The 13372-nt window shown below is 37.4% G+C and carries 14 protein-coding genes; 4 read left to right on the plus strand and 10 right to left on the minus strand.

Annotation, left to right across the window (positions count from 1 at the left end; all coding sequences use genetic code 11):
- Positions 1 to 737: 737 nt before the first annotated feature.
- From ABVM49_RS11960 to ABVM49_RS11985, 6 genes are all read right to left on the minus strand, one after another.
- Entirely contained in the window at positions 738 to 1493 is a 756-nt protein-coding gene (locus ABVM49_RS11960) for a hypothetical protein (protein WP_405202118.1), read from the minus strand.
- Positions 1494 to 2176: 683 nt separating this feature from the next.
- Positions 2177 to 2890: a hypothetical protein gene (locus ABVM49_RS11965; RefSeq protein WP_405202119.1), complete on the minus strand. Its 714-nt coding sequence runs from the start codon at positions 2888 to 2890 to the stop codon at positions 2177 to 2179.
- A gap of 149 nt (positions 2891 to 3039) precedes the next feature.
- A complete protein-coding gene (locus ABVM49_RS11970) occupies positions 3040 to 3735 on the minus strand; it encodes a hypothetical protein (protein WP_405202120.1) in 696 nt (231 codons plus the stop codon).
- Positions 3736 to 4399: 664 nt separating this feature from the next.
- Positions 4400 to 4939 carry a hypothetical protein gene (locus ABVM49_RS11975; RefSeq protein WP_405202121.1) on the minus strand — a complete coding sequence of 180 codons (540 nt, stop codon included), beginning with the start codon at positions 4937 to 4939 and terminating at the stop codon, positions 4400 to 4402.
- A gap of 152 nt (positions 4940 to 5091) precedes the next feature.
- Entirely contained in the window at positions 5092 to 5565 is a 474-nt protein-coding gene (locus ABVM49_RS11980; protein WP_405202122.1) for a hypothetical protein, read from the minus strand.
- Between the two features lie 578 nt (positions 5566 to 6143).
- Positions 6144 to 7241, minus strand: coding sequence for a DUF3644 domain-containing protein (locus tag ABVM49_RS11985; RefSeq protein WP_405202123.1), 1098 nt, complete (start codon positions 7239 to 7241; stop codon positions 6144 to 6146).
- A gap of 147 nt (positions 7242 to 7388) precedes the next feature.
- On the opposite strand from ABVM49_RS11985, the gene ABVM49_RS11990 reads away from it, so the two are divergent.
- On the plus strand, positions 7389 to 8213 hold the full coding sequence (locus ABVM49_RS11990) for a tyrosine-type recombinase/integrase (RefSeq protein ID WP_405202124.1): 825 nt from the start codon (positions 7389 to 7391) through the stop codon (positions 8211 to 8213).
- 52 nt (positions 8214 to 8265) lie between these two features.
- Entirely contained in the window at positions 8266 to 8727 is a 462-nt protein-coding gene (locus ABVM49_RS11995) for a hypothetical protein (protein ID WP_405202125.1), read from the plus strand.
- Between the two features lie 33 nt (positions 8728 to 8760).
- On the opposite strand, the gene mnmE is transcribed toward ABVM49_RS11995, so the two are convergent.
- Complete coding sequence (gene mnmE / locus ABVM49_RS12000; RefSeq protein ID WP_405202126.1) at positions 8761 to 10149, minus strand: tRNA uridine-5-carboxymethylaminomethyl(34) synthesis GTPase MnmE; 1389 nt, start codon at positions 10147 to 10149, stop codon at positions 8761 to 8763.
- 78 nt (positions 10150 to 10227) lie between these two features.
- Between mnmE and ABVM49_RS12005 the strand changes: the two genes are divergently transcribed.
- Complete coding sequence (locus tag ABVM49_RS12005) at positions 10228 to 10593, plus strand: DUF4870 domain-containing protein (protein WP_405202127.1); 366 nt, start codon at positions 10228 to 10230, stop codon at positions 10591 to 10593.
- On the opposite strand, the gene ABVM49_RS12010 is transcribed toward ABVM49_RS12005, so the two are convergent.
- Together ABVM49_RS12010 and ABVM49_RS12015 are read right to left on the minus strand one after the other, a co-directional pair.
- Positions 10585 to 10866, minus strand: coding sequence for a DUF3817 domain-containing protein (locus ABVM49_RS12010; protein ID WP_298350603.1), 282 nt, complete (start codon positions 10864 to 10866; stop codon positions 10585 to 10587). The two genes, ABVM49_RS12005 and ABVM49_RS12010, sit on opposite strands and share 9 nt — an antisense overlap.
- Before the next feature lie 58 nt (positions 10867 to 10924).
- A complete protein-coding gene (locus tag ABVM49_RS12015; protein ID WP_405202128.1) occupies positions 10925 to 12025 on the minus strand; it encodes an esterase-like activity of phytase family protein in 1101 nt (366 codons plus the stop codon).
- 157 nt (positions 12026 to 12182) lie between these two features.
- On the opposite strand from ABVM49_RS12015, the gene ABVM49_RS12020 reads away from it, so the two are divergent.
- A complete protein-coding gene (locus ABVM49_RS12020; RefSeq protein WP_021779112.1) occupies positions 12183 to 12899 on the plus strand; it encodes an SDR family oxidoreductase in 717 nt (238 codons plus the stop codon).
- Between the two features lie 60 nt (positions 12900 to 12959).
- Here the strand turns inward: ABVM49_RS12020 and ABVM49_RS12025 are convergent, their stop codons facing one another.
- Positions 12960 to 13343 carry a hypothetical protein gene (locus ABVM49_RS12025; protein ID WP_405202129.1) on the minus strand — a complete coding sequence of 128 codons (384 nt, stop codon included), beginning with the start codon at positions 13341 to 13343 and terminating at the stop codon, positions 12960 to 12962.
- Positions 13344 to 13372 lie beyond the last annotated feature (29 nt).

A 13372-nucleotide genomic window follows, 5' to 3' on the forward strand; every position in this document is an offset into this window, starting at 1 on the left:
TATAAAAATAATTAATTCATTTTGAGCGTTGGCAAGAAACAGCTCTTTTATTTTTTTCGCGTTGGCTTTTCGCGTTGGCAAAAAAATGAATGTGCTGTTTGCGCGTTGGCGTTTTTAGTTCAAATGTTCAATTTCAGCACGATTTCCGCATTATGCACAACAGGCCACTACATAAAGCGAGTGCGGCATTTTGCTGGTTAGCCTGTATTGATTTGTTTTTTAATTGATTGTCTAAATATACACTTATTTGTGAATCTGTCGCCGCGCATAGAGCTTTCAAAAATGTCGTATTCGCGTTATGTAATAGTTGTGGCTGGTTGCAACTACGTCTGAGCTTTCTATACTTAAGATATATGCCCTAGGCATTTTTGAGTCCTGCCTCCGACGAGGAAGGAACGACCGAGAGGAAGGCACAAGGTGGCGGCTGATTGAGTAGGGTGGGAGCTTTAAAATCCTAGGAGATTTGCTCTATGATTTATCTGTACCAGATCCTTGATTATTGCTCTTACAATCGCTCTAAAACCGATTTTGAAGCGTAGCCATACGATTGCGGTAATTACCAAGTATGCAACTACCTTTTGTGAAGCTTATTTTGTCGTGAACTGCGAGCCCTTGGGCAATCAGCCGCCACGGTTTTGTGTATGATTAGTGGCGTGTTTAAGCACCTAATTTAGCAAATAAAAACTAAATAGAAAATCCGCGAGGATTTTCGTAAGTAGGCGAGAATTAGCCATTAATTATACACGTTGTTGCCAAACGTATTTTTTTGATATTTCGGCTATTCTTTTCAAATACTCAGTACTAATGTCATTACTTAACTGTCTAATATTCAATACAATTCTATTTTCAGATTCATTCGTAAATAGCAGAAGTCGCTTTCTTGGTTCTGAATAATCTTTTTGAAACCTAACGTTAAATTGGTCTTCAATTTCGTTATTTTTTAAATATTTTCCAACTGCTAAAATTGTAACGTTGAAACTTTTATAGAAATCGTGATTATTAATACTTTTCCTTTTTTCATCTTTTTGATTTCCTAATTGTCTCGGTGAAACTTGATGATTAATTTCTGTGATAAATGAATTTAGTAAAAAACTATTCCACTTTTCGCTATTAAAGTCTGGATATATAAAATTCAATAATTTTTGATATTGCAACCAAGTATTTCCTTTCGTTGGTTTTCCGTCATAAGGATGCAATGGGTTTTTGAAATAATAGTCAGAATAAAATTTGTAATCAATATCTACTATTTCATTTTCGACTAAATAATTCCAATGTTTTGGATTTTCTAATGATTCCGCTTTTATCTGCATCAAATTGTCAGACTTAATAGCTTTTTCTTGACCAACAATTAAAACATCCGAGTTTGGCTTTCCAAATCCTACATAATATGGATTTGTTTTCAAGTCAGAATTATTCGTAAGTGTTTCAGATTCTTTATTTGCTAAATGAACTAAATCTTTGAATAAATCACTAAATTTTGTTGGTTTGGTCATATGTTTGGCAACAGGCCACTACATAAAGCGAGTGCGGCATTTTGCTGGTTAGCCTGTATTTATTTGTTTTTTAATTGATTGTCTAAATATACACTTATTTGTGAATCTGTCGCCGCGCATAGAGCTTTCAAAAATGTCGTATTCGCGTTATGTAATAGTTGTGGCTGGTTGCAACTACGTGTGAGCTTTCTATACTTAAGATGTATGCCCTAGGCATTTTTGAGTCCTGCCTCCGACGAGGAAGGAACGACCGAGAGGAAGGCACAAGGTGGCGGCTGATTGAGTAGGGTGGGAGCTTTAAAATCCTAGGAGATTTGCTCTATGATTTATCTGTACAAGATCCTTGATTTTTGCTCTTACAATCGCTCTTAAACCGATTTTGAAGCGTAGCCATACGATTGCGGTAATAACCAAGTATGCAACTACCTTTTGTGAAGCTTATTTTGTCGTGAACTGCGAGCCCTTGGGCAATCAGCCACCACGGTCTTGTGTATGGCTTGTTGCGTGCAAATTAGCGATTATTTTTCGGTTGAGCCACAAGCCAGATTTTTAAATTTTACTATTTATCTTTTTTCTTGGAAATCGTCAAATTTAAAAATTTGGCGACTTTCCAAATATGCCTTAACTTCGCCTTAAGCAACTGAAAAACAATGAGCTATACACGTTGTTGTGGCACGTTATTTCTACGGTATCAATTTCGGGCCGATTATATTCATCCACAAAATAAATCCGATTATTCCACCTAAAAATCCACTTAATATAAATGTCAATCTTATTTTGTTCGGAATGATTTTGAAAATAACAAATATTGAAATTAGTAATCCAAGTAATCCCAATAAAATTGGAAAAGTGCCTGACCATAATTCAAATCCTTGAGAGATATTTTTTTCGTCGCCACCAAACCAAGTTCCATTTGGCGATAAAATTTCACGACCAACTGACATTACAAGATTAAAAACTTCTCTTAACCAAAACAAAGACAAGAAAACAGCTAACCAATCAATTATTTTCAATCCATTTTGCCGTATTTGTTTTCTGCGCCAAAGTAATATTATCAAGCCTATAATTCCCGTAAGTATTGTTTGTAAAGGACCTCCAATAGTTATTAGAAGTCCGTTTGATTTTAATCTTTCAATTCCAGTTTCGTATTCATTCCGCTTTTCGAAATCAAGATTATTCTTTATTTCAGTTTCGTGCTGATTATAAATTTGTATTAAATTATCATTTAGTTCGCCACTATCATAGTTCATACTTCCGTAATGCAGAGTGGTTTCATAACCTAAACTTTTGGCTACAATTATATGTCCGTATTCGTGACTGATTGTTCCGATTGCAGTAAACAGAATGAAAGCAAGCGAGAAAATTAGAAGATTTTTAATGTCAATTCGGATGTTCATTTTTAATGTGCCACAACGTGTTTGTGTATGATTTCGTTGCGTGTTTGAGCAACTAATTTAGCAAATACAAACCGAATAGAAAATCCGCGAGGATTTTCGTAAGTAGGCGAGTACTAGCAATGAATTATACACGGTGTTGCCAATAGTATTTATTTTTCAGTTTCTGTATTTTTCAAAGCTTCTTTAGCCATTACACTCAATTCAAATGAATTCAGTACTTCGTAATCTCCATAATTCAGACTTGAGTTAAAAACAAAATATGATAAATGACTATAGTATATTGATAAAATTTTTAAATCGTCAATATTCTTTCTGTCAAGATGCCATTTGTGTTCTAAATTCCCATTTTGATTTGTATAATAACTATCGCTAATCGGTTTGAAATTCCGGTGAGAAAATTGTGAATATAATCGATAAACGTCTCTTGTTAAAGTTGCAAGTTTCTCGTCTTTTTTCTTTAACCAATCTCTGTAAGTTTTATGAGGTATAAATTCATTGTCAAACCATTTTTCTAACAATTTTCCGTCGTCTGATTTGTTCAGTAATTCCAGCAAGTGCATACTTTCTAAAACGTCTCTAAATACTCGTCCAGCAATTCTGATATTCCCTTTTTTTAGTTCCGTTAAACAATCGAAAAGGGAACAGCTTATGTCGTTAAGAATTAACCAATTTGCTTTTTTTAATTCTCTTGATTTAACATCAAATTTATCGTTTTGTGTTCTCGATAGGTTAATTACTACAGTTAGAAAATCTTCACATTCCTTGTCAAAAAAATCAAGTTCTTCTGTCGAATATCCAGTCGTAAACGCTTTAATTGAGTCTTTGTCCCATAATTCACTTTTCATTCGTTCTGCTGGTTTTTCATATTATTGGCAACAGGCCACTACATAAAGCGAGTGCGGCATTTTGCTGGTTTGCTTTACTTTGTGGTCTTGATTTGTTTGGACTAAATATACAATGAATTTTGGATTTGTGCGCCGCGCATAGAGCTTTCAAAAATGTCGTATTCGCGTTATGTAATAGTTGTGGCTGGTTGCAACTACGTGTGAGCTTTCTATACTTAAGATGTATGCCCTAGGCATTTTTGAGTAGTGGCCTGTGGCGGCTGATTGAGTAGGGTGGGAGCTTTAAAATCTTAATAGATTTGCTCTATGATTTATATGTATAAGATCCTTGATTTTTGCTCTTACAATCGCTCTAAAACCGATTTTGAAGCGTAGCCATACGATTGCGGTAATTACCAAGTATACAACTACCTTTTGTGTGGCTTGTTTTATCGTGAACTGCGAGCCCTTGGGCAATCAGCCGCCACGGTTGTGTATAAGAACAGTAGCGCGGATTTGCACGCTATCCATTCGGTTGGGACACAAGCCGAATTTTTAAATTTTTCTTATTATTTTTTCTTTTCTCAATAAGCCAAATTTAAAAATTTGGCGACCTCGCAAATGCTCTCGAACCATTCGGTTTTGCTACAATTGCCCTATTGTTTTTATACGATGTTGCCACCAGTTATTTTTTCCACTCTGTTCTTTTTTCATTCCATTCTTTCCAGAACTGCAAATACCCTTTTCGGTCAAATTCGTCTTTCGGTATTTCCTTTTCAGGACTTTCTTTATAAAACTGTTCAACTTGGTCGACAAAGTTCAGCACCTCATTTTTATATTTCGCAAAAATTATTTTCGTTTCAGTTCCGCTTTCCGTTTTCAGGATTACGTTTCCGTTTTTGTGTTTTACTTCCCAGTCAATTCCTGTCGGACAACTTCCAATATAAACTTCGTCCATATCATTGTCGAAAACTAAAAAGTGACCGCAACACGGAATTAATTGGTCGCCAACGGGATTCTCTTTAGTATGATTTCGCTCCAATGTCCGAAGTAAATGTTGAGCACTTGCACTTATTGTCCAACCATCATTTTCGGATTGGTCAACGACAATTTCATTTCCGATTTTCACTCGCATTTGTCCGTGTGCACACAAGTCCATTTGAGTATCTTTTTCAGATATCCAATTTGTTTTTAGAAGTTCAATTTTAAAGTTTTCCGAGGTCATTTTTTAATTGGTGGCAACGGTTTCGTATAACCGTCAGTTACGGCTTAAAGTTAAACAATCTTTCGGCAGAGACCGACGGTAGCAATTCCGAGTGGATTCGGACGTAGTCGAATCCGCCGTAATTGCGGTTATACATTGTTGTACACCGTTTTTTATTCAGTTGTTTCTTTTCCATAAACAAGATAAAATTCAGACACTTGTCTTACAGTTTCCGCGTCCATTTTTTCTTTCTTTTTATCGATTTGTTTTATTAATTCAATTCCGTCATAATAGTATTCACTATTCAGAATCGTGTCAGTTCCAGTTTCATTAAATTCCACAATTTTGGCAAAAGTCAGACTATCATTTCTAAAATAGAATTCATAATTCGCTGGTGATTGATTTGGTTGTCCAACTTCAGCTATTATTCTATAAATTTCTCCGTCTTTGTCAGTCAGTTCATAGATTGATATTCCACCAACAATTTCGCCATCCAAATCCTCCGTGTTAAATTCAGTAATCGATTCCGATAAATCTTTTCGATTCTCAATTTCGTTCACGTATTTTTCTATTTCAGCTAATGTTTTGTCATTTCCACAGCTGATTAGAAATCCGAATATTAATGATATGTAAAATGCTTTTCTCAAATGGTGTACAACAGGCCACTACATAAAGCGAGTGCGGCATTTTGCTGGATAGCCTGTATTTATTTGTTTTTTAATTGATTGTCTAAATATACACTTATTTGTGAATCTGTCGCCGCGCATAGAGCTTTCAAAAATGTCGTATTCGCGTTATGTAATAGTTGTGGCTGGTTGCAACTACGTCTGAGCTTTCTATAATTGAGATTTGCAACCTTTAGGCATTTTTGAGTAGTGGCCTGTGGCGGCTGATTGAGTAGGGTGGGAGCTTTAAAATCCTAGCAGATTTGCTCTATGATCTACCTGTACCAAATCCTTGATTATAGCTCATACAATCGCTCTTAAACCGATTTTGAAGCGTAGCCATACGATTGCGGTAATAACCAAGAATGCAACTGCCTTTTGTGTGGCTTATTTTGTCGTGAACTGTGAGCCCTTGGGCAATCAGCCGCCACGTGTTTGTGTATGATTTCGTTGCGTGTTTAAGCACTAAGTTAGCAAATAAAACACAGATAGAAAGTCCGCGAGGACTTTCGTAAGTAGGCTATAACTAGCAATGAATTATACACGGTGTTGGCATTTCGTTATTCTTCTACTAATTCAAATTCACTTAATTCAAAACTCTCTTTAGCTTTAAATTTTGCTTTCCAAATATCTTTTGATAGTGTTCCTGCGTTTATTCCTCTAATTATTAATTCAGCCCAAGCATCTTGATATACATAATCATCGTGCACTTCGTCATAATGACAATAATTCGCATTTGTATCAAAAGGGTCGTCTATATCATTTGCACTTCCAGGTCTTATTTTAAAACAACAATATAAGCACTTATGGTCGTAATGATTTATTGTAAAATCTATTTCTGAATTAACTTTGGTAATAACGTCACTTGGTTTTCTTTTCCCCGGATTTATTGCTTCTTTTTTTACTACTTTATCTTTTATTATTGCAGTTACTTTATCATAATTCTCTCTATCAGCGTCAGAAATTGAATTCCAATTAACAAATTCTACTGCCAAATCATTTCGATTGGTATTTGATATTTTAGGAACTTGAATTAGTTTGATACTATATTCTTGCGTGTTAAAAATTTCGTCAGTTAAAGAATTTCGATAAGTCTCAATAAAAGTTTTTAATTCCTTAATTTCTTTCGATAGTAATTTTTTGCTCGCTTTCAGTTGAGATTTTTTTCGTAATCTCGAAAATTGAATAGAAAAAGACAAACTTTCGTTTAAAGCATATTCTTCTCCAAAAAAATCAATTAGGGTATTTTCATAATTGTAGAGTAGTGCTTGGCATTCTCCAAAAATCATTATTCCGACTTCTTCTCGGTCAATGTGTCGATGTTCAATTTTATTACGAAGCTTTATAAAGAAAGTTAAGTTTGATTTTACTGAAGATGGAATTCCTCCGTGTTTTGTAATGCAAGTTTTTAATTCCCAAGACTTTTTTTCTCCGTCAATTGTTTGGTATCTGCCATTTGCATTTTTGTAATAATATCTGCTTCCAATAGTGTTATTAAAATGAGCGTGAAAAAGTCGAGTCCAAGCCATTATCATTTGCGTGATAAATCCTTCTACTCGAAATGGTGTTCTCGGTTTATTATAAATTTCCACAGCTAAAAGAGCTGATTCAATAGAGCTTTCGAGAGTCGATTTTGTTTTTCCTTTTCTTAATGTCATTTATTTCGAAGCAGTTTGTTTTAATGAATGCCAACGTATATATAAACGCAAGTTACTAAAAACATATAAGTTATCATACCCGTAGTGGGTGTATAAACGAATGTTTTTGCTTATATTGAGCAATCTCGATTTTCAGCGTATAAACGAATGTTTGATAATTTTAACACAATATTAACAGCAAAGCGGTACAGTGATAGCACAGTTACCACTTACATAGGCTTGCTAGTAAGCTATCAAAATTACTTAGGAGATAGCCGTCCCCTAGACCGGCTAGATCCCTCATATCTTATTACAACACTAAGAGATTTTATTCTAAAGAAAGAATACACCTTTAACACACAGAAGCAGCTCATAAGTGCGGTAAGTCTTTATTATAAAGAAGCCCTCAGGCAAGAGATAGATCTAAGCACCTTACGACCGCGCTCTCCACAGCGTGTACTTCCAGACATACTCTCTACCTACGAGGTAAAAAATATACTGGACCACACAAAAAATTTAAAACATAAAGCAGCCCTCACTACCATATATGCACTGGGTTTACGCGTAGGCGAACTTGTAGATTTAAGACTAGCCGCCATAGATAAAAAGCGCAACACCATCACCATAAAAACAGCCAAAGGTAAAAAGGACCGCCAGCTACCATTTCCAGACAGTCTCAAACCCTTACTGCGCGAGTATTATAAAGAATATAAACCTACAGATTATCTCTTTGAGGGACAGTCTAAGCCACAATATACGGCTGCAAGCCTCCGTTCGGTTTTTAGAGCCAGTTGCAAGAAAGCACAAATACATAAAAAAGTAACCCTACACAGCTTGCGTCACGCCTATGCCACGCACCTTATGGACAGCGGTACAGACCTACGTATGATACAAGAACTCCTAGGTCACAGTGATATAAAAACCACAATGGTTTACACTCACGTCACTACCAGATCAATGCAACAGGTAAAGAGTCCCTTAGATTTTCTATAACCTATTCCGCTTTCGCGAAAGCGTACTAATAATAAAATAAAACACATCTCATATGCTATTAAAAGATCACTTTATAGAGTTACCGTTTATAAATGAAGATTATAAACTTATACAGAATGAATATGCTAGTACAACAATATATACAGAAGTTGTACACTTCTTACAGCTAGCCTATCCAGAATGGAATTGCAATAAGGGGCTAGGAGCAGGGGCTCCAGAATTTGTATTGCAACTCATCAATGAACACGAAGAAACTTTTTATACAAAGCCACAGCGTGAGGCTCTAGTATCGCTATACCTAGATGCTGCAGATAGTTATGAGCTCTCTCAAAAACACTTTTTTAGCGACTTAATGAGCCGTTTAGAAACCGAGTTTTTTATGATGGATGAAGAAGACATTGCTTCCTTATATAATAAAGAGATAAATGAGATATCCCAAAAAGAATATGATACATTACTAAAGCTATATAAGCAAGCACACATACATCTTATCCCTTTTACATTTGATTTTTAAATACTACAGCAAAGTTTTATTACATAGTCTGTATTACTTCCCGATACAAAAGTTTGAAAAGATGTTGCCCAGTAGCTCATCGTTGGTCACCTGACCAGTAATCTCCCCAAAATGGTAGAGCGCCTCACGTATATCTATTGCCATAAGGTCGCCAGAGAGACCGGTGTCAAGACCGTATTGTACTTTTTCTATTTCTTCTAGGGCTTTGAGGAGGGCATCATAATGACGTGAGTTTGTAACTATGGTCTCGTCATTGCGCAGAGCGCCCGTATTTACAAAGTCTAAGAGTTTGTTTTTAAGAGCGTCTACACCTTCGTTTTCTTTGGCAGAGAGTAGGTGTAGGTTATCTATTTTTGTCGCTATCTCATTGAGTTCTGTAGGAGATAGGGCATCTATTTTATTTGCCACAACTAGTAGTGGCTTGAGTGGGAATTGATTTTTAATTTTTTCTATCTCAAGTTTTACGCTGGCTGTCTGGTGTATGACTTCGCTAGCGGTGTGTAGTAATACAACTACTTGTGCTTGTTTTATCTTTTCAAAAGTCTTTTTAATGCCGAGACCTTCTATCACGTCTTGGGTCTCACGTATCCCTGCCGTGTCTATAAATCTAAAGCCTATCCCGCCTATAGATAGCTCGTCTTCTATAGTGTCTCTGGTGGTACCCGCTATGTCAGACACGATGGCGCGCTCCTCATTAAGCAAGGCATTGAGTAGGGTAGACTTCCCCACATTAGGTTCTCCTACAATGGCTACAGGTATACCGTTTTTTATAACGTTACCGGTGGCAAAGGAGTCTATAAGGCGCTTGAGTACTTTTGTAATACGGGCTATAAGGTCTTTAAACTGGGTACGATCTGCAAACTCTACATCTTCTTCAGAGAAGTCTAGTTCTAGTTCTATAAGTGAGGCAAAGTTGAGTAGCTCTTGTCGCAGTTGTGCAATCTCGTTAGAAAAGCCACCACGCATTTGCTGCATTGCTATCTGGTGTGCTGCCTCATTATCACTTGCAATAAGATCTGCCACGGCTTCTGCCTGGCTCAAGTCCATCTTACCGTTTATAAAGGAGCGCAGGGTAAACTCTCCAGCCTTTGCTGCTCTACAACCAGAGCGCAGTAAGAGCTGTATAATCTCTTGCTGTATATAACTTGAGCCGTGACAAGAGATCTCCACGGTGGGTTCTCCGGTATAAGAGTTTGTTCCCTTAAAGAGGGATACAAGCACCTCATCTATGGTGCGCTGCCCGTCCATAATATGCCCTAGGTGTATGGTGTGGGTTTTTTGATTTGCAAGTACTTTACCGCTTACAGATTTAAAAATGGGTGAGCATATGGCAAGTGCTTCTGGACCAGAAACGCGTATCACGGCAATGGCTCCAGCTCCTGCAGGACTGGCGAGGGCAACTATGGTGTCTTGTATATTCATCACTGCAAAATTAAACAAACGTGTAACATTTTCGCGTAAGCGTAGACGTATATGTTAATCAATCAAAAATCTGTTATTATGGAAATTATACAACAAACACCACACGTAAGGGAAGACAAAACGCTTCTAGTACTCACACATTTATCACAGCTGTTACATTATGTAGTAGGCTTTGGCGGTCTTATCGTACCGCTCATTATCTGGGCGGCAAATAAGGAGCGCGTGCAAGAACTAGATGAAAATGGAAAGCAGATACTTAACTTCCAGATAAGCCTTATTGTATATGCACTATTGAGCATACCGGCTATCCTTTTACTGGGGCTGGGGCTCATCACGTTACTAGGGATTGCTATCTTAGGGTTTGTACTACCTATTGTAAATGCCGTAAGAGTAAATAGGGGAGAGAAGCCTAATTATTATATAAGCATCAAGTTTTTAAGCTAGCGGGCGGAGATATTTTTTATCCATCCAGAAAGTACCAAATGGAATGATAGAACACAGCAGTACAATGGCAAGTGTTTTATTGTTCCATTTTAATACGGGCTTCATCATAATAGCCATCACAACATAGGCTAGAAATAAAAAACCGTGTGCCATCCCGATTACTTTGTTTGGCGCACCATTGTCAAAAGCATATTTTAATGGCATCGTGATAAAGAGAATCACAAGAAATGAAACTCCTTCTAGTAAACTAAGTATTCTAAAGCTTTTGAGCATTGTTTATTTTTTTACAAAAATAATACGCAACCTAAAATGAGCCAACAATAAGCCACACTTATTCTACCGCAAAGAGGATAAGCTGGCTAAGCTGTTTCCCAAAAGAGTTAAAATTATTATCAGAAATAATTATAAGTGACCGTTTCCCACTCTCTAGTAAGGGTCCAAAGGTCATTCCCTCTATATTATCTATCATACCATCTGTAAGTTGTGGTCGCAAGGTCTCTATATCTAGTAAAAGCGTTTTAGTAACAGGAGTATATGATGCCTCCTCCAAGCTTGCTATATCACGCACATCTGTAGCACCTGCGGTATTTACCTTATAAATTTTTACATCATTACCACCATCACTATGGCCAGAGGCATAAGATCGCTCTAGTACCAGAAAAGAATCTTTATCATAAGAGAGGATCTCTGTCACACCATTTACCTCTAGCTTGCCAGGTCTTGCCACCTTATCTAGTAGATACACATACTCTGCTGCAAAGGTGCCATCTGCTTCTATATGTGCCATACGCACCGGTGACTGTGCTTCTTTATATGTAGGTTCATTACCGTCTTGCTTAAGCGGTAACTCTGTGGTAATCCAGTAGCTATTATCGCTATAGTCTCTTGTGAGTGCTTCAAAAACGCCATTATTACGAGGTCCTTTATCCTTTTGAGAGATCAAAAACTTAGGGGCAACCGTCATATCTTTTACATAAGCTCCGTCTTGTGATGCCACACGTACAAAGGGTTGTATCCCTTTTGCCACATTACCCTCACTGCTCCATATAATGTGATTATCATTTGTAACACGTAGCGCCTCGGGATCTGCAATGCCAGGTGTAAACACGCTGTCCCTATCCTTAAAATAGGTAACTGCTGTAAACACAGGTTGTGATATACCGGCAGCGCTAGTTGCTATGCGCGCTGTATAAAATCTAGGTTGTGCTCTGTCATCACAAATCATAAACCACTGTCCGTTTGCATAATCTATAGAAGAGAGACCGCCCACCTTAGTCCCATTATAAGTGGTAGCTGCAGGTATAATAGTCTCATCTATAAAAGTGAGCGCTGTAATTTCGGCCTTTGCGGTGTTTTTTACACCTTTTGGTAAGGAGTTGCAAGAAGTTATGAGTAATAAACAAAGAAGCGGGAGTAGGCTACGTAGCTGCATAGGTGCATATCATTTTAGGTTACAAAGGTCTGTCATTTTATGATAATAGAACGTTATCATTCTAGATTAAGGGTGTGGCAAATTTTCACAATACTTTAAAATAGTATGTTTCCGCTTTCGCGAAAGCGTGATTACCTTTATGCAAAACTCAATCACAATGGAAGATTTAAAAGATAAAGTTGCCCTAATCACGGGCGGTACCAAAGGAATAGGGAGAGGTATAGCCGAAGCATTACTCCATCAAGGAATGAAAGTAGCCATCACCGGAAGAGATGAAAAAAGCACCAAAGAAGCTGCCACAGAGCTTACCGAAAACGATAATTACATACTAGGCGTCGCTGCAGATGTAAGAGATTACGATAGCCAGCAGGCTGCCGTAAAGGCAACGCTTGATAAGTTTGGGAAGATAGATGTACTCATTGCAAACGCGGGCTTGGGACATTTTGAAAACATCACAGATATGACACCCCAGCAATGGAACGAGACTATAGATACAAACCTCACGGGCGTATTTTACTCTGTAAAAGCATCGCTAGAAGCTATAAAAGAGTCAAAAGGGTATATGATTACCATCTCTAGTCTTGCGGGTACCAACTTCTTTGAGAAGGGTACGGCATATAATGCGAGTAAATTTGGCCTTACAGGGTTTTCACAAGCCTTAATGATGGATGTACGTCAGGATGATGTTAAGGTAACGACCATTATGCCTGGGTCTGTGAGTAGCCATTTTGGCGGGAGAACACCAGATGAGGGTACAGACTGGCGCATACAACCAGAAGATCTAGGGCAACTCACGGTAGACTTACTTAAAATGCACCCTAGAACGCTACCTAGCAAAGTAGAAGTGAGACCAGCAAAACCACCCACAAAATAAGCGCATAAAAAAAAGCCTCAAATATCAATTTGAGGCTTTTTTTATTTGTGACTTATAGGCTTAGTAATCTCTAAGCGCCTGTACATACACACGTAGCTCGTCTTCATTTGTCTTTTTGTCTATATTTTTTATAAGAGACATAAAGTAGTGAAAACTCTCTTCTGGAGTACTTTCGGCAACTTCTACTTCAGAGATGATTTCATCATTCTCATCTGCGATATCCTCATCTTGTGGGATAGGGATGGCAAAAGTTCCATACTCTTCTATATGCTCTGCAGAGAGGCGTGTAGCCTTTGCAAGTAATGGTAATTGTTCTGTTATTGTATATGGTCGTAAAGCTTTAAGATCTTCAACTACGGTATTTGTAATGATTCCGTTTTGAGCAACATCAGCGATCAATTTTTTGATCAAGTTTACGGCTTTACTATCTTGTAATGTATTCATTGCAGGTGGTGGTTTAGTAACTGTATTGG

Source organism: Dokdonia sp. LLG6352-1 (genome assembly GCF_045055815.1).
Taxonomy (GTDB): Bacteria; Bacteroidota; Bacteroidia; order Flavobacteriales; family Flavobacteriaceae; genus Dokdonia; species Dokdonia donghaensis.

Bases quoted from the DNA above. Each gene is read 5' to 3' on its own strand.
- ABVM49_RS11960 (WP_405202118.1), bottom strand. From the start codon at position 1,493: ATGACCAAACCAACAAAATTTAGTGATTTATTCAAAGATTTAGTTCAT.
- ABVM49_RS11965 (WP_405202119.1), bottom strand. From the start codon at position 2,890: ATGAACATCCGAATTGACATTAAAAATCTTCTAATTTTCTCGCTTGCT.
- ABVM49_RS11970 (WP_405202120.1), bottom strand. From the start codon at position 3,735: ATGAAAAGTGAATTATGGGACAAAGACTCAATTAAAGCGTTTACGACT.
- ABVM49_RS11975 (WP_405202121.1), bottom strand. From the start codon at position 4,939: ATGACCTCGGAAAACTTTAAAATTGAACTTCTAAAAACAAATTGGATA.
- ABVM49_RS11985 (WP_405202123.1), bottom strand. From the start codon at position 7,241: ATGACATTAAGAAAAGGAAAAACAAAATCGACTCTCGAAAGCTCTATT.
- ABVM49_RS11990 (WP_405202124.1), top strand. From the start codon at position 7,389: ATGTTTGATAATTTTAACACAATATTAACAGCAAAGCGGTACAGTGAT.
- ABVM49_RS11995 (WP_405202125.1), top strand. From the start codon at position 8,266: ATGCTATTAAAAGATCACTTTATAGAGTTACCGTTTATAAATGAAGAT.
- mnmE (WP_405202126.1), bottom strand. From the start codon at position 10,149: ATGAATATACAAGACACCATAGTTGCCCTCGCCAGTCCTGCAGGAGCT.
- ABVM49_RS12005 (WP_405202127.1), top strand. From the start codon at position 10,228: ATGGAAATTATACAACAAACACCACACGTAAGGGAAGACAAAACGCTT.
- ABVM49_RS12010 (WP_298350603.1), bottom strand. From the start codon at position 10,866: ATGCTCAAAAGCTTTAGAATACTTAGTTTACTAGAAGGAGTTTCATTT.
- ABVM49_RS12015 (WP_405202128.1), bottom strand. From the start codon at position 12,025: ATGCAGCTACGTAGCCTACTCCCGCTTCTTTGTTTATTACTCATAACT.
- ABVM49_RS12020 (WP_021779112.1), top strand. From the start codon at position 12,183: ATGGAAGATTTAAAAGATAAAGTTGCCCTAATCACGGGCGGTACCAAA.
- ABVM49_RS12025 (WP_405202129.1), bottom strand. From the start codon at position 13,343: ATGAATACATTACAAGATAGTAAAGCCGTAAACTTGATCAAAAAATTG.